We start from the raw sequence: 25493 nt of genomic DNA on the forward strand, positions 1-25493 counted from the left end.
CTCCGATGACACAGCTCTCTTTTTTTGATTCTTTGCGAAAAGAGAATTACCCTTTCTTGGATTTACGATACTCCCGTGGTGACATTCCCATGATTTTGCTGAACAGGCGGGAGAAGTAATAAGTATCCTCTATACCTATCTTATAGCATATCTGATTAATTTTCATATCCGTCGTATCAAGCAGCAGGCAGGCTTGTTGTATCTTTAATAAATTAAAGTAAGTCAGCGGACTATGTCCCGTTTTCTTTTTGAATAGCATGGAGAAATGTGAAGGAGAATACCCGATTTGGTCGGCAATATCTTGCAAACTGAGATGTTTCTCCATATTTTCTTTCATATAATGAATCGCCAGTTCGCTTACGTTCTCATCTTCTGTTTGATTCTCACTTGCGGTAGCATTGCGGTATTGTTGCACATATCGCAATGTACCTAGATAGAAATGGAACATAGAAAAAGCATAGCGCAGGTTTTCATTACTATACCCATTCTTTAGCGTATTGAATATTTCTTCAAACAGATTAATCCGGGTACTGATACGTGAATGTAATTCGGGCTGAATATCCATCGGCCTACCTGCTTCCTGCGCATAAAACGGAGCTAGAATCCCTTTGAAGTGTATCCAGTAAATAGTCCATGGACATGATTTGTCGGACGCATAAGCATGGGGAACTCCCGCGGGAAGAATAAAGTATTGGTTTGCGGATACCGTATATTCCTGGTCGCCGATACGATACCAGCCAGCCCCGTCTATGCAATAGATAAATACATATTGATTGACAGGCTCTTTCCGTTCCCGAAAATGATGCTTGGCTTTCGGATAATAACCAATATCAGTGATATGGAGCATGGAAGTGAGAGGATCCTCTTCCATCTTGTCTACGATAATGCGGGGAAGCACTAAGGCTCTTTCTCCGGTAAATCCATCTTTTAATTTTACCATAATCTCATAGTATATGATTCGACTGTCGGACGCAAATATATAACAATGCATCCTATCTGTCAAATAATACATGAAAAATAAGATTGTCCATCTTTATAAAATGAAATTCTATTTTTTGTGTACCTAACTAGCTCTATCTTTGCAACATCAATTAATCAATCTTCTAATGGTATGAAAAGTTATAATAAAAAATTCGTCTATTTTATCTGTTTGGTTTCCGCAATGGGTGGTCTGCTATTCGGATATGATTGGGTAGTGATAGGAGGAGCCAAACCTTTCTACGAACTCTATTTCGGTATAGCCGATTCACCGACAATGCAAGGACTGGCTATGAGTGTAGCTTTGCTTGGCTGTCTGATTGGTGCAATGGTGGCAGGTATGATGGCAGACCGCTATGGACGCAAGCCGCTCTTATTAATTTCCGCATTTATCTTCTTATCTTCAGCATACGCTACCGGAGCTTTTTCGACATTCAGTTGGTTCCTGGCTGCCCGTTTCCTGGGCGGTATCGGAATTGGAATTGCTTCGGGATTATCACCGATGTATATTGCTGAAGTAGCTCCGACATCAGTCCGTGGAAAACTGGTTTCACTAAATCAATTAACGATTGTGCTTGGTATCCTGGGAGCGCAAATCACTAACTGGCTGATTGCAGAACCTATTCCGGTCGATTTTACTTCCACTGATATTTGCGCTTCATGGAATGGACAGATGGGATGGCGATGGATGTTTTGGGGAGCAGCATTCCCGGCGGCGATATTCTTGTTGCTTGCCTGCTTTATACCGGAAAGCCCCCGTTGGCTGGCAATGAAAGGCAAAGATAAGAGAGCTTGGAATGTATTAAGTAGAATAGGCGGTGATGATTATGCCGGGCAAGAACTTCAGATGGTAGAAAGTACAAGCGGTTCAAAATCAGAAGGTGGACTACGGTTATTGTTTAGCCGTCCATTCCGCAAGGTACTTATATTGGGTGTTGTGGTAGCAGTATTTCAGCAGTGGTGCGGCACGAATGTTATTTTCAATTATGCGCAGGAGATATTCCAGTCAGCAGGTTATTCGCTGGGAGATGTGCTCTTTAATATTGTAGTGACCGGAGTAGCAAATGTCATCTTCACATTTGTGGCGATTTATACCGTTGAACGTTTAGGACGCCGTGCACTGATGCTTTTTGGAGCCGGAGGTTTGGCAGGTATCTATCTCATTCTCGGCACGTGTTACTTTTTTGAGGTAAGCGGTTTCTTTATGGTGATATTGGTAGTATTGGCTATCGCTTGCTATGCAATGTCCCTGGGCCCTATCACGTGGGTATTGCTTGCTGAGATATTCCCTAATCGTATACGTGGTGTAGCTATGGCAACCTGTACTTTTGCTTTATGGGTAGGGAGCTTTACACTAACCTATACTTTCCCTTTACTGAATAGTGCCCTGGGTAGTTACGGTACATTTTGGATTTATTCGGCTATTTGCGTAGCAGGATTCATATTCCTTTTCCGTGTTCTGCCCGAAACAAAAGGAAAATCTTTGGAAACACTCGAAAAGGAACTCATAAAATAAAGTTTGACAGGTTAGTAAGCTGACGAGTAAACAGAAGCGAGTTAGCCATATGAATCAGACAGGGAGACGATAGAATCTCCTTGTCCCTGGAATCTCTTGGCTTTTTATTCTGAAATCAATAAGTAAAAAATAAATATATAATCAGTAATAGTATGGTAAAAGCATGGAAAGAAAAGGTTGTTATTCCTACCTATGAAGTAGGGAAACCTGAAAAGAATCCTATTTTCTTAGAAAAGCGCGTGTATCAAGGCAGTAGCGGGGTAGTGTACCCTTATCCTGTGATAGAGTCTATCTCCGACGAAAAGACGGATAAGGAATACGAAGCGATTTACATCGAAAATGAATATATCAAAGTGATGATTCTCCCTGAATTGGGCGGTCGTGTACAAATGGCTTACGATAAAATCAAGCAACGTCATTTTATCTATTACAACCACGTAATTAAACCCGCTTTAGTAGGGCTGGCAGGCCCATGGATTTCGGGCGGTATCGAGTTCAACTGGCCTCAACATCATCGCCCGAGCACTTATATGCCCGTAGATACAACTATCGAAGAAAATCCTGACGGTAGCGTTACGGTATGGGTGAACGAAATGGAACGTATGTTCCACCAAAAAGGTATGGCAGGCTTCACACTTCGTCCGGGACATGCCTTCCTCGAAATCAAAGGAGTACTTTACAACCGTACCGAAGTGCCGCAGACTTTCTTATGGTGGGCGAATCCTGCCGTAGCAGTGAATGATTATTATCAGAGCGTATTCCCACCCGATATCAATGCAGTATTCGACCACGGAAAACGTGCCGTCTCCAGTTTCCCTATTGCTACGGGCACTTATTATAAGATGGATTATTCTGCCGGAGTCGATATTTCGAACTATAAAAATATCAAAGTTCCTACCTCGTACATGGCTGTAAACTCACGTTTCAACTTCGAAGGTGGTTATGAAAACGATACTCGTGCGGGTATGCTTCATGTAGCCAATCATCACATTTCTCCGGGTAAGAAGCAATGGACATGGGGAGATGGCGACTTTGGCCGTGCATGGGACCGCAATCTGACAGATGAAGACGGCCCATATATCGAACTGATGGCAGGTGTATATACCGAGAACCAACCGGACTTCACCTGGCTGCAACCCTATGAAGAAAAGAGCTTCGTACAATATTTCCTGCCTTATCGTGAATTGGGAGTAATAAAGAATGCAAGCCGGGATTTATTAATGAACATCGACCCGGAAGGAGAGGACAGTGTACGATTGAAAGTATTTGCCACTTCCCGGCAAACGGTGAATGTCGTACTAAAAGGCGAAAACAATAAAATCTATTATAATAAGGAAGTCACGATTACTCCTGAAGAATTGTTGGATGAAACCATCAATACATCAAGCGAACAGTTCAACAAACTGAATCTCGAAATCACCGCAAACGGGAAAGAACTACTCTACTGGCATGCCGAACCGGAAGAAGTAAAACCTATTCCCGATGCCGCCGAAGCTGCTTTATTACCACAAGAGATAAAGACAACAGAACAACTCTATTTGACCGGCCTGCACCTGGAGCAATACAGACATGCTACCTACAATCCCGTCGACTACTACGAGGAAGCCCTGCGTCGTGACCCGATTGACGTGCGTAGCAACAATGCGCTAGGTTTATGGTATATCCGCAAAGGCCGTTTCCATAAAGCCGAGCAATACCTGCTAACAGCCGTAAAGACATTGCAAAAACGGAACCCGAATCCTTACGACGGTGAACCTATCTATAACTTAGGACTTGCCTTAAAATATCAGGGACACTATAATGAGGCTTACGACCGTTTCTATAAATCTTGTTGGAATGCCGCCTGGCAAGATGCGGGTTACTTCGCCTGTGCTCAAATCTCCACCATGCAAGGCCGTTTGGAAGATGCCTTGGATGAAGTTGACCGTTCCTTGATTCGTAACTGGCATAACCATAAGGCACGTGCCCTGAAAGTAACTATCCTTCGTCAAATGAATAAAGCAGCTGAAGCCCTGCAACTAATAGAAGACTCATTAGCTCTTGATAAGTTTAACTTTGGCTGCCGCCATGAGAAATATCTATTGACGAATAAGCAAGAAGACCTGGCAACCTTACTAACAATGATGCGTGGCGAAGCGCATAATTACGACGAAATAGCTCTTGATTATTGTGCCGCCGGATGTTGGACAGAAGCCGCTTCCTTATGGAAAATAGCTATCACCGAAGGTATTACTACCCCAATGACCTACTATTACTTAGGATGGTGTCTGATTCAAGGCAACCTTTCCGGTGCAGAACAGGCATTTATGGACGCAAAGGCAGCCTGTCCCGACTACTGTTTCCCTAACCGCCTGGAAGCCATCCTTGCCCTACAATGTGCAATGGAGCAAAATCCGGGCGATGCGAAAGCACCTTATTATCTAGGTAACTTATACTATGACAAGCGTCAATATGACTTAGCTATGGAAGCATGGGAAACATCAGTAAAACTGGATAATAAATTCCCGACTGTATGGCGTAACCTGGCTTTAGCCTATTTCAATAAGAAGAACGAGGAAGCAAAAGCCATCGAATATATGGAACGTGCTTTCCAACTCGATACCACCGACGCACGTATTTTGATGGAACTGGACCAGCTTTACAAACGTGTTCGCCGTTCCCATGCAGAGCGTCTGACATTCTTGCAAAAATATCCTGCATTAATAGCCCAACGTGACGACTTGGTATTAGAAGAAATCACCTTACTGAACCAAACAGGTGAATACGAACAGGCAAAAACATTGCTTGACGCACATATCTTCCATCCGTGGGAAGGCGGTGAAGGAAAAGTACCTGCCCAATATCAGTTTGCCCGTGTAGAATTGGCAAAGAAAGCATTAACTGCCGGAAATCATGAAGAAGCCATCTCATTATTGGAAGAATGTCTGGAATACCCGCATCACCTAGGAGAAGGAAAACTATACGGCGCACAAGAAAATGATTTCTACTACTTCATGGGTTGTGCTTACGAAGCTTTAGGCAACCAAGTAAAAGCCATTGAATGTTGGGAACAAGCCACTGTCGGCCCTACCGAACCTGCTGCTGCCATGTACTATAACGACGCAAAACCGGATAAGATTTTCTATCAGGGACTGGCATTGTTGAAGCTCGGACGCATGGATGAGGCTAACGGACGCTTCCATAAATTGACTTCTTATGGTGAAAAGCATTTGTTTGATAAGATAAAAATGGATTATTTTGCAGTGTCACTACCCGATTTATTGATTTGGGAAGACGACTTGACGATACGAAATATTATTCACTGCAAATATATGATGGCATTAGGATATTGGGGATTGAATCAGAAGGAGAAATCCATTCGGTTATTAGAAGAGGTAGAAAGATTGGATATTAATCATCAGGGTATTCAGGCGCTGCGTAGCCTGATAGGATAGGGCTATTTTGTGACGATACATTTTGTATCGTCACAAAATCCTGTTTATTTATATATTATGAACCTTAAATAGCAAGGATATGAGAAATATTAAAAACAGTTCAATTATGAAAATCACAAATCTTATGGTAATTGGATTCTATGTTGTATGCGGGATGACTGCTTGTTCGGACGATCCTGTGACAGTTGCCGATCCCGATCCGTCTATTGTAGTTGTGAAAGTTCCAAATGGGAGTTTTGAAGACGATGCCACTGAAACAGCTTCTCCTAAGGGATGGACTGTTAGCGGAGAACATTCTGCGGCAAAAGTCGTTGCAGGTGGATGTGAAGGTAATTGTGCACTGCATTATGAAGCAGCTTCCGCATATACCGTAACCACTACCCAAACTATCAATGGCTTGGCAGACGGCATCTATGACCTTGAATTTTATTATAAAAGTACTGGCGGGCAAACAGCCTGCTATGTTGCTGCCGGAACTGATGCCACTAACCGGAAGATTACCTCTCTGCAAGCATCCCCGACTACCTGGATCCGTTCTTATGTACGTGGCATTAAAGTAGAAGGAGGAATATGCAATATTGAATTGCACAGCCAATCTGCCGGAGCGAATTGGAGTCGTTTCGACGCACTTCGGTTGAAAAAAACAGAGAAAGCATATGATTTACTGAAAGGTGGTGATATTTCACAACTGACTTATGTAGAACAAATGGGAGGGAAGTTTTATGAAAACGGAGAGGAAAAAGATTGCATTGAGATTCTTAAAGACAACGGCTTCAACATTGTCCGCCTCCGTTTGTACAATGATCCGGGAAATCCTGATTACACACCATCCAATCGTTTGCCTGAAGGTATTTCAGGCCCGGAAGATATTTTGCGTCTGGCTAAAAGAGCAAAAGAGGCCGGAATGCAAATACAGCTAACCTTTCATTATAGCGATTACTGGACGAATGGAGAAACACAGACCAAGCCACATGATTGGGAAGGATTGGATTTTCCCGCTTTAAAGAAAGCACTTTATGATTTCACTTTCGATTTCATGAATAAAATGAAAGCGCAAGGTACTACCCCTGAGTTTGTGGCATTAGGTAATGAGTCACAAGCCGGCATACTGTATCCGGACGGAAGCTATGAGAACTTTGCGCAACTTTCAGAACTGTATAATGCAGGTTATGATGCGGTGAAGGCAGTATCGCAAGATTCAAAAGTAATCATCCATCTGAATGCTGCCGGAGATAAAGACCAATATAACTGGTATTTTGGTGAACTAAAGAACAGAAACACGAAATATGATGTAATCGGAGCTTCCTACTATCCTTATTGGACACAGAAAAGTGCTGCACAGATGCGTGAGTGGGCGGACTATATTTCTGCAAAGTTTGATAAAGACATTCTGATAATGGAAACCGGCTATAGTTGGAACAGCACCTTGCCTGACGGAACTCCGGGACAATTATCACATAATGGGCCATATAAAGATTTCTCCCCGCTTGGACAGAAGAACTATATGCTCGAACTCATCAAAGAAATAAAACAAGCGAAAGATTGCCGCATACTTGGCTTCCTCTATTGGGATCCTGTCTTTATTGAAGTTGAAGGTATGGGATGGGAACTGGGTGCCAAGAATTATGTCAGCAATACTACATTATTTGATTTCTCGGGAAACAGGCTTGAAGTATTGGATGCATTCAAATATAACAACTAAAAAGAATATACCATGAAGAACGTTTTAATAACAATCGGAAAACTATATCTGTTACTGGCAGCGTTGTGTTTCGTTGTTGGTTGTGATGATGATAAGGAAGATGTGGCTCCCGGTCTTTATGTGGCAAGTGAGGAGATAGAGACATTTCCCGGTGACACGGTATTAGTTTCGGGAACAGCTTCCAACTATACAGGACTGGAAAGCATAACATTGAGTTGCGAGAATTGGGGAATTCATAAAGTATACGACTTGAAAGGGCAGAAGCCTAAAGTCTTTAATTATGATTACCGGCTCATCGTACCGAAAAACGCAACATTTGAAGACCATTTGCTGATAACGATTCGTGATGTCAACGGATGGGAAACAAAGAAAAACGTATTGCTGGCTTATATTGCGGATATGACAAGTCCGGTTATGCAAACACAGCTTCCCGAACGTATATCGGTGGACTTTAATACAACAACGAATAAAGGAAGCTGGAATCTGAATGTGAAATTCACGGACGACCGCGAATTGAAAAGTATTCGTATGCAAATACCGGATATACAAATGGACGAAACGGTAGAAGTAAGCGGTCGCAGTGGAGAACTGAAGCGTACGATTGATTTTACTACAGGTGAGTTTCCTGTTACCTTGACCCTGTCGGATGCAGGCGGAAATGAAACGATTGTAAGGACTACAATAGTCGTGATGTTGGCGGAAGAAGAAGACCCGATTCAGGATTATGCACAAATGTATGTTGTAAATGCCGGTGAGAATCCCGATGATTACGTGAATGGTTATTATCGTTATATGGATCGTAAAGATGCATATCAATATGAAGGAAAATTCTACGCTTCGACCGACAATACAGAAATCTATTTTGTACCGACCAAATCAATGGAAGGCGATTTATATGGAACGAGTCCATATGTCAGCAGCAAACTGATGAATAAGAATGGATATGTAGTTCCCGTCATTCTTCCGAAAAAAGGATATTATGGAATTTGGATTGACCTGAACGCACATACTTATAGTATTTGGGAGTATGAGATTCCTTCCGGTTCATACACGGGTGCATTGTGTGTATCGGGCACAGGTTTTACGATTGGTGACTGGGGTGCGCCTGCTGAAAATATGAAGAAAGTGGATAACGACTATCGTTACGAGTACGATATGGAACTGGTGGATGGTTATTCCGGTGATTACCAGTATTATTTTTATAGTCCTGATTGGGCACATGTATTTAGAGCTGATACGGCAGGTAACTGGTGGTATGAGTCGGCAACGGGGTCTTGCATCATCTATAAAACCGATTACGCAGGAAAAGTAAAAGTGACTTTTGACACGGCCGCTCCATGGGGTACAATCAAGAAAATAACCGAATAAAACGAAATAGGTATGAAAACAATATATTCAATAAGTAAAAAGGCGGGATTGCTTTTATCCTTCCTGTTGCTGGCTGTTTCACTGATGGCACAGAACTCGATTCATGTGAAAGGAGTAGTAAAAGACCCGGCCGGTGAAGCCATCATCGGTGCTAGTGTGGTTGTTAAAGGTACTACCAATGGTTCTATTACTGATTTGAACGGTAATTTCAATCTTTCGGACGTACCTTCGGGAGCAATAATAACAGTTTCCTATATCGGTTATATCTCTCAGGAAAAGAAGGTATCCGCCACTTCGATGGAATTTGTTCTGAAAGAAGACAATAAGACACTGGACGAGATTGTCGTAGTCGGTTATGGTACTGCTAAAAAGAGCAGTATCTCCGGGGCGGTGGCTTCGGTAAAAGCCGATGAGTTGCCGACTGCGGCATCCGCTTCGGTCGGTTCCATGTTGCGCGGACGTTCATCGGGTATGAATATCACACAGAACAGCGCCAATCCGGGTGCTTCGATGAATATTTCAATTCGTGGAGGTCTTTCCGGGCAAAACCCGTTGATTGTGATTGATGGAGTCCCGCAGGTTGCTTCTAAAACAGTAACGGCAGGAACAGCCTATAGCGGCGGCGAGAAAGACAATGGCCTGATAAACCTGAATCCGAATGATATCGAAACCATAGATATCCTGAAAGATGCATCGGCTGCTGCTATCTACGGTTCGGATGCTTCGGGCGGTGTGATATTGATTACTACCAAACGTGGAAAAACCGGTAAGCCCGATATTTCCTATTCAGGTTCGGTAGCCTTCCAGTACATAAAAGACGCACCGAAATTTCTGAAAGCACGTGATTTTATGATTGAGCAGAATAAAGTATTCGATGAACTGGGACGTGGAGATGAAAAGAAATATACCGATAGACAAATAGCAGACTTTGTAGGGGATGGAACAGACTGGATGGATGAAGTAACCCGTGTAGGTATTGTAAATGAACATAACCTTTCGGTATCGGCAGGTACGGATGCTACAAAATACCTGTTCTCACTGAGCTACTACGACCATCAGGGAATTGCGAAAAACAACTCCATGAACCGTATCACAGGCCGTTTGAATGTCGATCAGACTATCAACCGTATGCTGAAAGCCGGTATTAATTCTACATTCTCGCAAATCAAGTATCACGATGTACCGTTGGGAAACGGACGGCAGGATAATTCAGCTTTGATTTATTCGGCCATGACATTTATTCCCACCGTGCCGGTATATGATGAAGAAGGCAAATATTCTGTTAATCCGATTCGGGATATTTATCCCAATCCGGTTTCATTGCTGGACATTACCGATCAGACAGTGAGCCGTGATCTCTTTGTCAGTGGTTATTTGGAATTCAGACCTATCAAAGATTTGCTGCTGAAAGCTACTGTCGGTTTTGATATGAAAGATGTGCAGGCAGACCAATATATTCCTACTACAACGAAGAAGGGATATAGCATGGACGGTCAGGCTTCCAAGCAGAACGCAAAATCTCAAATGAACCTGTTTAATGCCATTGCCAATTATACGAAAGTTTTCAATGAAATTCACGATATAAACCTCATGGCGGGTTTCGAATACAAGAAATCGTCTTGGGAAGGAATGGGTATTGTAGCTTCCCAATTCCCTTATGACGGTTCGTTGATGAACAATATCGGAACAAGCGAACAGGAGAAACCGACAATCAGTTCATACAAAGGTGCCAGTGAGATGGCGTCTTTCCTGGCGCGTCTGAACTATTCGTTGGCATCCAAATATATCCTGACTGTCAATCTCCGTGTAGATGGTTCGTCCAATTTCTCGAAAGAACATCAATGGGGAGCTTTCCCGGGAGTATCCGCAGCCTGGCGTATGAATGAAGAAAACTGGATGAAGAATATCGGCTGGTTAAGTAACCTGAAACTTCGTGTCGGTGTGGGACAGACCGGTAATGCCGGTAATCTGACAGGTATCAATACCTATTATACCGTTTCACAAGGAGCTTTCGCACCGAATGGAAGCCTGGTAAACGGAATGGCTATCTCCAAGATAGGAAATGAAAAATTGAAATGGGAGACATTGACTGATTATAACGTAGGTATTGATTTCGGTTTCCTAAATAATCGCCTGTCCGGTTCTGTCGACTTATATCAGCGTTTACGCAAAGATGTCATCATGTCCAAGAACCTGATGTCCTACCATGAAGTAAAGACAATAGATTATAACTCAGCAACGGTTTACCGTTCCCGTGGTATTGATATAGGTATTCATAGTGTGAACTTTGATAATAAAAACTTCGGTTGGACTACCGACCTGAACTTCTCATACTATCGTAATCATACCACTAAGCGCGACCCTGATTTTATTCCCGCCGTCTATCAGGACTATGTGGAAGATTGGGGAAATGTGTATGGTTACAAGACCAATGGTCTGATTCAGATGGACCAGTCCTATAAACATTTGCAGAAATCCGGTGCGGGAGCTATCTTATATCAAGACTTGAATGGTTACCAGCTCGATGCGAACGGAGAAAAAATGCGTGATAGTGAAGGACGCTATATCCGTATTGCCGGAGAAGATGGTATTTTGGATGATGCAGACAGGGTGATACTGGCTAATAACACCCCGATTCCTTTTAGTATTAACAACACTTTCCGATGGAAGAACTGGGATGCTAACATTTACCTGTATGGCTCTCTGAACGGATGGAAAGTGAATGACATTAAATTGCAGTCTATTTACGGCATTGAGGATATTACGTATGGCGTTAATGTCCTGGATGAAGTGAAAAAGCGCTGGTCGCCCGCCAATCCCAGCGGAACAATGCCGGGTGTAGCCGAAGCATCTTCGGGAGTCGATCCCAGCAAGAGTGACTTTTTCCTAGAAAAAGCCTGGTATTTGCGTTTGGATAATGTTTCTATCGGTTACACTTTCCCTGCACAGTGCTTTAAAAACAAAATACGTTCAGTCCGTCTGTATGCTGCGGGACGTAACCTCGCTGTATTTACTCCTTATAAGGGGATGGACCCTGAAACCGGAAACGGTATCGGTGCTTATCCGAATCAGGCTTCATTTGCTATTGGTTTAGATGTGAAATTCTAATATATGATGAGTATGAAAACAATAAAATATATAGCTGCAACTCTGTTGCTGTTTTCCGTGACTTCTTGTGAACTGGAACGACTGGACTATACGGAAATCTCTCCTGATAACTTCTTCAAGACAGAAACCGACCTGAAACTGGCAGTCAATTCGCTCTATTATGATTTTAATCCCGGTGACTTCAAGTCTGTTTATTCAGCAGACTATTCCGGTTATCAAATCATCGGAGATATGACTACCGACGCATTATGGACTTGCTGGGCATGGGAATCGGATGAACTCTACTTCCAACAATGGTATGCAACTGTGGGCGGAAGCATACAGAACCATACTTATGCCAATTTTGAACGTTATAATTATCTCTCGAAAGCACGGAATACGATTCGCCGTATTGAAGCTTCGCCGGTGAGCGAAGACGCTAAATCTCTTTACTCGGGTGAGGCAAAAGCATTGCGCGGGTGGATGGGACTTTATCTTTATGATATGTTCGGCCCTGTACCTGTGGCCCCGGATGAAGTCCTGGATGACCCTCAAACGTTTGTTTACCTGCCGCGACTGACAGAAGAAGAGTATGACGCAATGATGGAAGCCGACCTGCGGGATGCTATCCGTGACCTACCCGAAGTGCCCGAAGCCCGTGGACGTATGTCCAAAGGTGCAGCGCGCATGATTCTATTGAAATATTACATGATAAAGGGATATTTTGATAAAGCGGAAACTTTGGCACGCGAACTAATGGAGATGGAAGGACGTGTATATAGCTTGCAGACTGATTATAATTACATTTTCTCAAAAGAAGGAATAGGTAATAATGAAGTGATTCTGCAACTGGCCTGCAATAATACTGCCAGTTGGTATTCAAACTATATGACCGCTGAGGTACTTCCCGCCGATTATCCTTGGTCGGAGAAAGCAACCGGATGGGGTGGTTATGTAATGCCTTGGGACTTTTACGGTACCTTTGATGAAGGTGACGCGCGTCTGAAGAATGTGATAACCGCATATACCAACAAGAAAGGGGAAAAGATAGACCGTACAAACAGTGCACAACTGGCTAAAGGTGCATTACCTCTTAAATATGGAATGGACCCTGACATGAAAGACGGTCAGAGTGGTATTGATGTGGTGATTTACCGTTACTCGGATGTACTGCTTACACTTGCCGAGTGTATTAACCGCAATGAAGGACGACCTACTACTGAAGCCATTGGTCTGGTAAATCGTGTCCGTAACCGTGCCGGTTTGCCTGCCTTGGATGATTCTAAAACAGCTTCAGCAGAAACATTCAATGAGGCCTTGCTTTTAGAACGCGGACATGAATTTTATCTTGAAGGACTTCGTCGTCAGGATCTCATCCGCTTTGGCAAGTATGTGGAATATGCCAATAAACGTATTGACGCCATCAATAAATCTGAAGGACGAGGTTACTTCAATGTACATGAAGGGCACAACCGCTTTTGGATTCCCCAAAGTTTCATTGACGAGTCCAAAGGGGCTATCAAGCAAAATAATTACGATAGATAATTGCAAAGACAAATATAAGAAAGATTTAAGCTTATGAAGAATATAATAGTAACATCGGCACTTTGTGCAATCACCACAGTAGGTATGGCGCAACAAGTATATGAACTTTCGGCACCTGCAAAAGAAAAAACGATTTACACAGGTCATCTGAAGATGGGCGGAACCAGCCCTTCCGGTGGAAGCATTGATGTAAATAGCTACTATATGTCCATAGACGGAAAGCCGGTCATCCCAGTGATGGGCGAGTTTCATTACAGCCGTTATCCGCACGAACAGTGGGAAGAAGAGATACTTAAAATGAAAGCAGGAGGAATCAATGTCCTGCCAACCTATATTTTTTGGAGTCTTCATGAAGAACAGGAAGGTGTATTCAATTGGAGCGGTAACCTTAACGTACGCAAGTTCTTTGAACTCTGTAAGAAACATAATATGAACGTCATCGTCCGTATCGGCCCTTTCGGACACGGCGAGATACGCAACGGTGCTTTGCCCGACTGGCTCTTTGCCAAGCCGCTGGAAGTCCGTTCGAATGATGAAAATTATCTTTTCTATACCAAGCGCCTTTATGGAGAAATAGCGAAGCAGATTGAAGGGCTTTACTACAAAGATGGCGGTCCGATTATTGGTACGCAGCTAGAAAATGAACATCAACACTCAGCCGCTCCATGGGGTGTGAACTATCCGGGTGAGCCGCTGGATATGACTACTGCCACTTATGATTCTTCGATAACGATGATTGGAGTGAGTGTGCAGGACAAGCAGATTACTACTGCCGAACTGGGTGACTTGCATATGAAAACCCTGAAAAAGATGGCGGAAGAAGCGGGTATTATCACTCCTATCTATACAGCTACGGGCTGGGGAAATGCTGCTGTTATCGGTAATGAAGCAATTCCCGTCACTGCTGCTTATACTTATCCATTTTGGGCAGAGCCGGAAATGTCTCCTTTCTGTATGTTTAAGGATATTCAGAAGAACCCGGATTATGCGCCGGTGCGCTATGACACAGATAAATTTCCTTCTTTCTGTGCAGAGATGGGAGCAGGTATTCAGATGATTTACAAACGCCGCCCGATTGTCACAGCCAAAGCTGCCGAAGCTTTGATGGTGCGTACGTTGGGTAGTGGTGCCAATGGCATCGGTTATTATATGTATCATGGCGGTTCCACACCGAAGATGATTGGCGGTGTAGCTTCATTCAATGATGAGCCGATGGGAATGCCGAAAATCTCTTATGACTTCCAGGCACCGTTAGGTGAATTCGGATTGGAACATGAATCCTATCGTACACTGCGCCTGCTGCATTCTTTCCTCACGGACTTTGCCGACCGTCTGGCTCCGATGGAAACGGTTCTTCCCGAAGATTATAAGGCGATAACTCCCGGTAATCGTGAAACCTTGCGCTATGCAGCCCGTATGAAAGATAATTCGGGTTTCGTCTTTATGGTTAACTTTCAAGACCATGATGCCGAACGAATCGACCAAAAAGATTTGCAACTTCGTCTGAACTTAGGAAATGAAACCTTGCAGATTCCCGCTAAAGGAACATTCACCTTACCGAAAGATGAAAGTATCATCCTGCCGTTCAACTTTTCTATGGAAGACGCTGTATTGAAATACGCCACCGCCCAACTGCTGATGAAGATTGATGATAACGGTAAAGACCATTACTTCTTCTTCACTCCCGATGGCATGAAAACAGAATATGTTTTTGATAAGTCAACGGTACGCGGAACAAATGTATTTGCACCGCTACCCGGCATAAAAAGTACTTTCAGCATCAAGACAAAAAGCGGTAAAACGATGAAAGTAACGACTCTGACTCGTGAACAGGCTTTGAATAGTTGTAAAGTGAACGGAAAGTTGCTGATTACCAAAGCAACAGTTCTTCCGGGCCGGGATGGAATACAACTGCAAAGTCTTGGCAACAACACCTTCAATTATATCCTCTATCCTTCCAAGCAGGGATTCAAAACTCAGACGATGGAAGTAGAGGCTGTGAAACCGGACTTCTCTTTCAAGAAAGTGGGTGCCCGCCGTCTGACAGTGCATTTCGAAGATAATGGACAATTCCCGCAAGTGCAGGAATACTTCCTTCGTCTGAACTATACGGGAGATGTGGCGATGGCATTTATAAACGGAAAGATGGTTCTCGACCATTTCTATCATGGTGCTCCGTGGACAATTGGCTTGAAGCGTTTCGCCGGACAAATGAAGAAAGAAGACCTGGGATTCTACTTCCGTCCTCTGCGCTCGGACGCTCCATTCCTGATAGACCTGCCCAAAGAAGCTGTTCCCGATTTTTCAAAAGGTTCGGTTTGTACCATTAACAATGTAGAGATAATTCCCGAATATGTAACAACACTCAAATTCTGAGAATGATGTGTCGAATCCTAATAATTAATTTATTTCTTGTGCTTGCAGCAGTTCTGCAAGCGCAGGAACTGGTATACTCGGATGCAGCGGGAACTATTCGCTGGAAAAAGACTAAACAGGAAGTATCTTTATTCGGAGCCAACTATTGTCTTCCTTCCGCCTGTGATTTCCGTGCGGCAGCTTATATGGGTGGCGAGCGGAAGCAAATGATTGTAGAAGATATGGAGCACTTCAAACGTATGAACTGGGATGGTCTGCGCCTATGCTTTTGGGGAGATTTTCAGAATACCGACAGTGAAGGAAATCTGTTGGAAAATGAACACTTGGACTTATTGGATTGTCTGATTGCGGAGGCTGCCAAGCGGGATATTTATATGTTGTTAAGTCCCATTGTTACTTATAATTCACAATGGCCTGAAATGACCGATACTACCAATACAGGGCTTGCCAAGTATTATCCGAAAAATACGCTTACTCATGATGAGAAGGCTATCAGGGCGCAGGAGAACTATTTGAAACAGATACTCCGGCATCGGAATCCTTACACGGGACGTTGCCTGAAAGACGAGCCGAATATTCTATTTGTAGAGTTTATAAACGAGCCGAGTCAGTTCCCGGAGGATATTCCCGGAATGGTGAGTTATATCGACCGTTTGTATAAGGCTGTGAGAAGTACAGGATGCAAAAAACTCACCTTTTATAATGTAAGTCAGAATTTTGGAGTAGCTCCTGCCATACGGAAGTCGAAAGTGCAAGGTTCTACACATGCCTGGTACCCCGGAGCATTGAATAATGGATATAGCCTTCAAGGCAATGGATTGTTGTTTGTCGACCGTTATGAGCAGATGTTGAATCCGGAGTTGAAGGGTAAGGCAAAGATTGTCTATGAATTTGATTCTACTGATATTTCTTCAGGATATATGTATCCGGCCATGGCGCGTGAATTCCGCAGGGGAGGTATTCAGTTTGCCGCGATGTTTTCGTATGATATGTTGCGTACGGCTCCGACGAATTTAGGATGGCAGACCCAATATTTCAATATGGTATACACTCCCTCGAAAGCGGTCAGTGGAATGATTGCGGCAGAAGTAATCCGCCGTATCCCTCGCGGCAAGCATTTCGGGTATTATCCTGAGAATAATATCTTTGGTGATTTCCGGGTGAGTTATGACGAACAGTTGAGTGAATTGAATGCGGACGATATGTTTTATTATTCTAATACTACATCTACCCGGCCGAAGAACTTACAAGCGTTAAGTCATATCGCCGGGGTCGGCTCTTCTCCTGTGGTGAGTTATTCCGGTACTGGTATTTATTTCTTGGATAAACAGTCTGATGACACTTGGCAGTTGGAGGTGTATCCCGACATTATGGAGTTGGATGACCCTTTTAAAATGGTTAATCCGCATCGGATTGTGAGAAAGGCTAGTTGCAATAGCCGTACTATGAAAATACAGTTGCCAGGTCTGGATACAGTGATAACTGTTTTACCCGGAAAGTATAAACTGTCAGCAGGAAAATTAATAAGTGAGGAAGAACTTCCGGCCAAAGATTTGTATCAAAGCCCGATGAAAGAATGGAAAGTGGCCAACCGGACTGTATCTGAATTTATAGCAGAAAAACAAGTGACATTCAAATGCGAAGTGTTTGCTCCGGAACGTCCTAAAGAAGTATCGCTTTATCTGATGTTGAAACCTTGGGGATGTAAACGTATCCCGATGATAGCGAAAGACGGATTTTATTATGAGGCACAAGTCGATTTGAGTTGGTTGGAAAAGGGCAGTTACCAGTACCATTATGCAATAGAAACCGGCGATGATATGCTGCTTTTCCCGGCTGGAACACATTGCTTACCGGATAGATGGGATTATTACGAACAGGATACTTATGCGTTTCGTCTGACGTCTGCAACTACTCCTTTATTACTCTTGGGAGAACGGGATAACTGGAAGCACATACGATACTCGCGTACTTATCTAAGCCCGGAAACGACGTTCAAACCGGTTTCTTCGGGTGAAGAATTGATTCCCGCATATCAACTTTCAGTCGTGGATTTAGAGAAGAAAGACAACTACGTGACTCCTTGTGATGCGACCTTCTCTCATTTTATCGGTGATAGGATGCCCTGTCGTGATATGGGTAAAGTTTCTCCTTCATTTATCAAGATTCGTGCTTATGGATTGAACGGTACTGATAAAGCTATTTGTAATATTGTGGATAAGGATGGCAGGGGATATGGTGCTGTATTCCAATTGGACAGGGAAACGTCGGATATATTGATACCTGTTTCTTCCCTTGTCCCGATGAAAGCTGCTATGTTACCTCAAGATTGGCCGGGAGTAAATTCGTATTGGTATCCTGCTTCCATGCAAACGAATACTTCTCCTTTGGATTGGACGATTGCGGAGTTTATTCAGGTTTCACTTCGGGATGAATTGTATAATGCCGGTAATCAGAAGAATAAAGGTATTGTTGTAGAGAAGATAGAATTGTTATTTCAATAACGGATAGAATATAGATGGGCATATTGGGTAATCAGCGTCATATGCCCATCTAGTAGTATTCAAGTATTACGTAGTTTATTAAACAAATAGAGAGATTAGAAGCTTATGAAATCTTTTTTATTGATAGTATTGATAGGAATTTCAAGTATTTCTACTGCTCAAAACCGATTGGATTTGAGCGGAACCTGGGGATTAGCCCTGGATAGTATGGATGTCGGAGAAAAGGAACAATGGTACATGAAGTCCTTTTCTGATGCTATAAGTCTGCCCGGTACGACAGACCAAGCACGAAAAGGCGTTCCTAATCAACTTGTTCCCAAGCTGGAAAAACCGCAACTACTTCGTTTGACCCGTAAAAACTCCTATGTAGGTGCAGCATGGTACAATCGTGAAATTAGCATACCTAAACATATGGCAGGACAGCCATTGGAACTTTCTTTAGAGAGAGTGCTTTGGCAGAGCCGGTTGTGGATTGATGGAGAAGAAATCGCGGACGCTCAGGAAAGTCTGATTACTCCTCATCGCTTCTTGATACAGAAAGGTTTGTCAGCAGGCAAACATACGATAACTTTGCGTATTGACAATAGGAAACGATACGATATTTCTGCGAATGACCTGGCGCATGCCTATACAAACGATACTCAAATTATATGGAATGGCGTATTGGGTAAAATGAGTTTGCAGGTAAAGCAAAAAGTTAGTATCCAAAACGTAAATGTCTATCCTGACGTCAAAAATGGAAAGATAAAGGTCATTGTCGCTTTAGAGAATAACGGAGATAAGTCGCGAAAAGTAAAGCTCTGTCTGCAAGTTGAGCAACTTGACGGACAACAAAAGTTTGAAAGAAAGGAAGTTCAGGCTACACTGAAGGAAGGCGTACAAAAACTGGAGTATGATTATCTGTTAGGTACGGATATAAAGAAATGGGATGAATTTACTCCGGAATTATATAGACTGTCTGTTACCTGCCAGTTTGATAAGAAGAAAACTGAACGGAAAGAAGTCTCTTTTGGAATGCGTGAGATAGACAATAGTCAAGGCATTATAACCGTAAACGGAAATAGGATTTTCCTGCGTGGAACATTGGAATGCTGCATCTTTCCCTTGACAGGGACTCCGCCGATGACAGAAGACGGTTGGATGAAAGTGTTTTCTACAGCCAAAGAATGGGGATTGAATCATTTAAGATTTCATTCCTGGTGTCCCCCGGAAGCAGCTTTCAATGTTGCTGATAAGTTAGGATTCTATTTGCAGGTAGAATTGCCCAACTGGTCTTATACTATAGGGAAGGATAAGTCTATGACTAAATTCCTCTATAATGAATTCGACCGTATGATTGAAGACTATGGAAACCACCCTTCATTTTGTATGATGAGTGTCGGTAATGAACTTCAATATGATTTTGAGTTGCTGAATTCTATGGTTAAATACATGAAAGCGCAGGATAACAGACGCTTGTATGCCACTACGACCTTTACTTTTGAGAAAGGGCATGGAGCGAAACCCGAGCCGGAAGATGATTTCTTTGTCACTCAATGGACAGATAAAGGTTGGGTGAGAGGACAAGGTATCTTTGATCAGGAACCGCCTAGCTTTTATAAGGATTACAGTGAAGCAATGCAGGGCATGGATATTCCTCTTATTTCTCATGAGATTGGGCAATATGCAGTATTCCCGAATCTGAAAGAAATTGATAAATACACAGGAGTATTGGACCCCTTGAATTTTAAAGCGGTAAAGCAAGATTTGCAGAACAAAGGATTGTATCCGAGAGCTGACGAATTTCTGAAAGCGTCGGGAAAACTGGCGGTTTTATTGTATAAGGAAGAGATAGAAAGGGCAATGAAGACGAAACAGTTTAGTGGGTTCCAGTTATTGGATTTGCATGATTTTCCGGGGCAGGGCACTGCATTAGTCGGTCTTTTAGATGCTTTCTGGGATTCCAAAGGACTGATTGAAGCCTCTGATTTCAGGCAATTCTGTGCACCGGTTGTTCCGTTGGCGCGTTTTGCCAAAGCTACTTACTCGGGAGATGAGACATTTTCCGCATCCATTGAGATAGCCAACTATTCTAATGCTGCTATCAATAACAAACAGATAGCATGGCAATTGTCCACTGAAACAGGAACACCTATTTCCAGTGGTAAACTGAATGTTGAAAGCATATCCAAAGGAATGGTAACGTCCTGTGGAGAAATTAGTGCCGGACTCCGACGGGTGGAAAAGGCTTCAAAATTATATTTCACGGTATCTATCGAAGGAACCCAATGGAAAAATACATGGGCTATTTGGGTATATCCTGCTATCAAATCATTGAATGTCGGGGATGTCTTGTTGACTCAGAATGTAGAAGAGGCATTAGCTGCGCTGAACGCGGGAAAGAAAGTATTGCTTTCTCCCAAAATGAATTTACTGAAAGGATTGGAAGGCAAATTTCTTCCGGTTTTTTGGAGCCCTGTCCATTTCCCCCGACAGGCCGGAACGATGGGACTTCTGTGTAATCCTCAACACGCTGCTTTACAGCATTTCCCAACGGAAATGCATAGTAACTGGCAATGGTGGAATTTAGTAAAAAGGTCGAAAGTACTAGTCGTAGATTCAATACCGCCGGTTGAACCGATTGTTGAGTCTGTTGATAATTTCACAAACAATAGAAAATTGGTATCCATATTTGAAACCAGGTGTGGAAAAGGTAAACTGATAATGAGTGCTATGGATATTCTCTCAGAAGAAGATAATAAGCCCGAAATACAACAGATGCTTTATAGTTTGGTTTCGTATATGAACTCCGGTAATTTTGCTCCCAAAACAATTCTTAGCGAAAATGATATTAAGAGTTTGGTACTGAAGCAGGAAAGCGAAACGGTAGAGACAAAAGCTACTTCTATCTATAGGGATTTATAGTATAAAAGAAGAAGGTGTCAAAACTCACCTTTCAACGAAATCCCCCATGCTACAACTATCTGAACTGCACTTCTAAAGTTTTATATTCAACTTTTGGGATGCAGTTCAATTTGCGGCATGGGGGATTCTAATTTATTAAAGGTTTTGGTATTCTCCTCTTTTTACGGCACAAACTTTATGCACACAGGTTTATCCACCTTTATATCTTTATGTATATCAGTCAATAATCCCGTATCAATATTCCTTTCATACACTTGAATCACATTACTATCCCGGCAAGCCACCAACAGATACTTTCCATTAGGAGTAATGATAAAATTCCTCGGATGGATTCCCGTCAATTGATAACCTGCCTTAGTCAACATTCCGTTACGCGAGTCAATGTGGAAAATGGCGACGCCATCTGCTTTCAAACGATTACTGGCATACAAGAACTTTCCGTCCGGGCTGATATGAATATCCCCACTACCTTTCGCTCCGACTGTATCGGCAACTATGGTTTGAATCTCCCTTAAATTCTCATCTTTATATTCGAAAGCGATTACCGTGCCCGAAAGCTCATTAATCAGGTAAGCATACTCTCCACTAGGAGAGAATGTCAAATGGCGAGGTCCCGACCCTGCTTCTACACTGTAAGCGGCATGATAACCTTCGGCAAGGAATGGTGCTTTATTCTCCGCATTTGCATTCGGATTGATAGTCATTTTATGTATCTTATCGGTTCCTAAATTATCGGCAAGCAGATATTTTCCGTCAGGAGTGATACGGACGCAATGCAAATGTGGCTTTTCCTGTCGTTCCTTGACCGGCCCCGAACCTGAAAACGTCAGAATATCCGAAGCGGGGAGAAGGGAGCCGTCTTTGGCAATCGGGAAAAAGGTGATACTTCCACCGCTGTAATTAGCAGTTACCACATAGTTGCCATTGGTGATGATATAACAAGGATCTTCCCCACCTGTTTTTTGGGCATTCAGAAACTGGAAAGTTCCTTTTTCTTTGTCGAAGGCCAATGCGTTTGCTGCCGCCCGTTCGTCGTTGAACTCACTGACTGCATAGATAAATTTCCCATCCGCAGAAGAGGTAAGATAAGACGGATTCTCTACTTCGACTTCGCTAAGTGGAGTCGTTGTCCCATTCTCCTCGTCGAAACGGAAGCTATATATTCCTTTACTGGTTCCCGATGTATAGGTTCCTACGAGCATGGTCAGTTCTTTTTCTCCTTTTTCGGTTGTTTCCATTTGAGTCTTCTTTTTAGATGCACAGCTACCGGCAATTATTCCAAATACACAGATAGCGGTGAAAGTTTTGAATAGATATCTTTTCATGGTAGTCTTTTATAAGTAATCTATATGGTTGTTTATTAGATGCTTAGAGTTTCCTGTAATTTCCTAAGTAGGAAACTGGCGTTTCCCGCCGTAGATACTGTCGTTTCCTTACTAGGACACGCGCGTTTCCTACTATGGAAACTGGCGTTTCTCTACGAGGAAACGGACGCATCCTTTAATCCCAGTTGTACTCTTCTATATAGCTGTCGAAATATTCCTTTTGGATAACGCCGAGAGACTTGGCGATAGCTATGACTTCCTGTTGCTCGGCAGGAGTCAGGTTCAACTCTCCTTTTCGTTTCAGGTAGTAATTCTTTCGTCCAAAATAACTAATCATCCGATACCGGAAAGTATCCGCCACACGTACGGTCAGGGCATTTACTGTACACATAAAACCTTTCGCAAAACGAACTTTCTCATTCGAACAGTAATAATCGCACTTGTCTTTTTTCATAGACTTTAGTCGGTTAGGGTTCATAATCGGTAAGAATACTTTCTTTGTCGGTGCGTATTTCAGTGCTATGTGTCGCAAGCAAGTTGAGGCGTGAGAGCAGTTTTCGGCGGCGCACATGCCGAAAGTGAAAGGTACTTGAGAGTAGTCGAATGATTCTTCCATTATCTATCAATTTAAATGATTGTGATATTTCCACAAAGGTACGGATAAAGTTTCGATGGAGTTATAATAATTGCAAAGGAATGATGAACGATAACAAAAGATTTTCTATCTTTGCACCGAAGAATGCGGGATGACCGATGGAATATAATGTACCATTTGTTACTTCTTTATTCAATGAATAGGGATTTATAATCGTTTTCTTTTGATTTTCAGCTTGTTGCTAAGTCATGGGGTTGACTGGATTTGACCACCTAACCGATTTTTTAAGAGAAAATAAAAGATAATAAAAAGAAAGGAAATGCCGATAAATAGGGTGTTTCCTTTTGTTTTTATATGTACTGATATTCATTGATATTTTCCTTTTTTTGGCTGTTATTTATGTACCTTTTGTCCCCCGTTTGTCCCCCGGTAAGGAAATCTTTTATATCTTTGCTGCCAATCTAATAGTTAAAAGCTATGCCAAGAAAAAAAACAATACTATTCAGTTCCACCGATGAATTATTAGAAGGTTATGGGCTGAAATCTCAAATAGGAGAGAAACAGGCTTCTAAAGCAAAAAATCTTGTTTATTTACGGGGCAAAAAACTTGCTTCTGGAAATGTTTCTTTATTTCTTGATGTATGTAGAGATGGGAAGCGCACTAAACAGTATTTAGGTACTTGCCTAAACTTGGAAACGAGTATTGAGATAAAGAACGAAAACGAGAAAACATATAGTATTGCTAAGACTGTTGTAAATGAAAAAAATGTAGAATTACAAAAGAATGAGGCGGGATTTACTATATCTAAAAAGTCAAAGGTTAATCTTATCACTTACATTTTATATCAAGCTGATGAAGCATTAAAAAGAAGCGGCAATAAACATGGCTATTATTATACATTGCAGGCTTTAGCAAAACATATTTCTTTGTATTCCGGTGATAATACCCAATTAAAGCAAGTAGATAAAGATTATATTAAAGGCTTTATATTCTATCTGAAAACAGCCAAGAATATTAATTATCAAAGGACGGGAACGTGTAGGGATAAAACAATAACATTGGGACAGAATACACAACACAATTTATTTATGAAATTTAAATATGTTCTACGGAAAGCGGCTAAAGCTGATGTTATAGCCTTAAACCCTATGGACAAACTAGAGAATGACGATAAGCCAAAAGACGAGGAAGGAACGCGCGAATTTTTAACCGTGGAAGAAATCAAGAAGTTAATTGTTACTCCTTGTAAAAATGATATATTGAAACGTGCTTTTCTTTTTTGCTGTTTAGTAGGTTTAAGATATAGCGATATTGCGGCTGTCACTTGGGGCGAATTGGCTAAAGATAACGATGGTAGTGTAATATTGAGGTTTAAAATGAAAAAAGTAAAGCGAGGCGAAAACGCATATATTAGTAGCGAGGCTTTGAAATGGCTACCAGAACGAGGCGAGGCAAAAGATAACGAAATAATATTCCCCTTGCCTAAAAATGATAGTGCCAATAAACAGTTAGCTAGATGGGTTAAATCAGCAGGAATAAATAAACGTATTACATTTCATTGCTCTAGGCATACGGCGGCTACTTTAAACTTATCATTGGGGACACCGATAGAAACGGTTTCTAAGATGATGGGACATACTAAGATTGCAACTACACAGATTTACGCTAAAATTATCGACCAAAAGCAAAAAGAGGCTGTGAATAAACAAAACGGTATATTTGATTAAATGCCGGGCTGAAATATTTATTAATGTTAATTTGTTGATTTGTGGATTATAGTAATCTATTGTTTATAAATGAAATATGATTTAGTATTAAGACGGTTGTTTAGAATGTTGATAATAGTTGTCGGGTAGGGAGCTACCAAAACAACTACTTACAAACATAACGGTATATTATTAATTTAAAATATACCGTTATGAATGAATTTAAAACCACAGTAGACAATTTGTCAGAAAGCAACGTATGTGAGCGCACATTAGTTGGCGTAGACGAAGCCGCCCGTATTCTTCACAAATCAAAGCACACTATTTACCAGTGGGTAAGACGTGGCGAGATTCCATGTTATAAAATAGGGAAAAATCTATTATTCCGCAAAGACGAGCTAGCGGCGTTTATCGGTATATGTAGAATCTTTATTACACCTAATTAATTTCTT

At 42.1% G+C, this 25493-nt stretch carries 14 protein-coding genes; 11 read left to right on the top strand and 3 right to left on the bottom strand.

Features of this window, described 5'->3' with window-relative positions; translation table 11 throughout:
• Window positions 1-46: 46 nt before the first annotated feature.
• On the bottom strand, window positions 47-940 hold the full coding sequence (locus HC965_RS19595; protein WP_191033036.1) for an AraC family transcriptional regulator: 894 nt from the start codon (window positions 938-940) through the stop codon (window positions 47-49).
• A gap of 171 nt (window positions 941-1111) precedes the next feature.
• Here HC965_RS19595 and HC965_RS19600 point away from each other — a divergent pair, with 171 nt between their 5' ends.
• The 9 genes from HC965_RS19600 to HC965_RS19640 all read left to right on the top strand — a co-directional run bounded on the left by HC965_RS19600 (window position 1112) and on the right by HC965_RS19640 (window position 21414).
• Window positions 1112-2494, top strand: a complete 1383-nt coding sequence (locus tag HC965_RS19600; RefSeq protein WP_191033037.1) for a sugar porter family MFS transporter — start codon at window positions 1112-1114, stop codon at window positions 2492-2494.
• A 152-nt stretch (window positions 2495-2646) separates the two neighbouring features.
• Window positions 2647-5928 carry a DUF5107 domain-containing protein gene (locus HC965_RS19605; protein WP_191033038.1) on the top strand — a complete coding sequence of 1094 codons (3282 nt, stop codon included), beginning with the start codon at window positions 2647-2649 and terminating at the stop codon, window positions 5926-5928.
• Between the two features lie 106 nt (window positions 5929-6034).
• Entirely contained in the window at window positions 6035-7630 is a 1596-nt protein-coding gene (locus HC965_RS19610) for a glycosyl hydrolase 53 family protein (protein ID WP_223854952.1), read from the top strand.
• A gap of 12 nt (window positions 7631-7642) precedes the next feature.
• A complete protein-coding gene (locus HC965_RS19615; RefSeq protein WP_191033040.1) occupies window positions 7643-8998 on the top strand; it encodes a hypothetical protein in 1356 nt (451 codons plus the stop codon).
• Between the two features lie 12 nt (window positions 8999-9010).
• Window positions 9011-12106, top strand: coding sequence for a TonB-dependent receptor (locus HC965_RS19620; RefSeq protein WP_191033041.1), 3096 nt, complete (start codon window positions 9011-9013; stop codon window positions 12104-12106).
• Between the two features lie 12 nt (window positions 12107-12118).
• The gene (locus HC965_RS19625; protein ID WP_191033042.1) at window positions 12119-13630 is read left to right on the top strand and encodes a RagB/SusD family nutrient uptake outer membrane protein; all 1512 of its coding nucleotides are present in this window, start codon (window positions 12119-12121) and stop codon (window positions 13628-13630) included.
• Window positions 13631-13663: 33 nt separating this feature from the next.
• Complete coding sequence (locus HC965_RS19630; RefSeq protein ID WP_191033043.1) at window positions 13664-16006, top strand: beta-galactosidase; 2343 nt, start codon at window positions 13664-13666, stop codon at window positions 16004-16006.
• Between the two features lie 5 nt (window positions 16007-16011).
• Window positions 16012-18510, top strand: coding sequence for a hypothetical protein (locus HC965_RS19635; protein WP_191033167.1), 2499 nt, complete (start codon window positions 16012-16014; stop codon window positions 18508-18510).
• Window positions 18511-18615: 105 nt separating this feature from the next.
• Window positions 18616-21414, top strand: coding sequence for a sugar-binding domain-containing protein (locus HC965_RS19640; protein ID WP_191033044.1), 2799 nt, complete (start codon window positions 18616-18618; stop codon window positions 21412-21414).
• 161 nt (window positions 21415-21575) lie between these two features.
• Here the strand turns inward: HC965_RS19640 and HC965_RS19645 are convergent, their stop codons facing one another.
• Window positions 21576-22739 carry a lactonase family protein gene (locus HC965_RS19645; protein WP_191033045.1) on the bottom strand — a complete coding sequence of 388 codons (1164 nt, stop codon included), beginning with the start codon at window positions 22737-22739 and terminating at the stop codon, window positions 21576-21578.
• Window positions 22740-22914: 175 nt separating this feature from the next.
• Window positions 22915-23355 (bottom strand): DUF6078 family protein, encoded by a 441-nt coding sequence (locus tag HC965_RS19650; RefSeq protein ID WP_191033046.1) that lies wholly within the window; start codon window positions 23353-23355, stop codon window positions 22915-22917.
• 456 nt (window positions 23356-23811) lie between these two features.
• On the opposite strand from HC965_RS19650, the gene HC965_RS19655 reads away from it, so the two are divergent.
• Complete coding sequence (locus HC965_RS19655) at window positions 23812-25062, top strand: site-specific integrase (protein WP_191033047.1); 1251 nt, start codon at window positions 23812-23814, stop codon at window positions 25060-25062.
• A 191-nt stretch (window positions 25063-25253) separates the two neighbouring features.
• Window positions 25254-25487: a helix-turn-helix domain-containing protein gene (locus tag HC965_RS19660; protein WP_191033048.1), complete on the top strand. Its 234-nt coding sequence runs from the start codon at window positions 25254-25256 to the stop codon at window positions 25485-25487.
• Window positions 25488-25493: the final 6 nt, after the last annotated feature.

It is taken from the genome of Bacteroides sp. GM023, assembly GCF_014750685.1.
GTDB lineage: Bacteria > Bacteroidota > Bacteroidia > Bacteroidales > Bacteroidaceae > Bacteroides.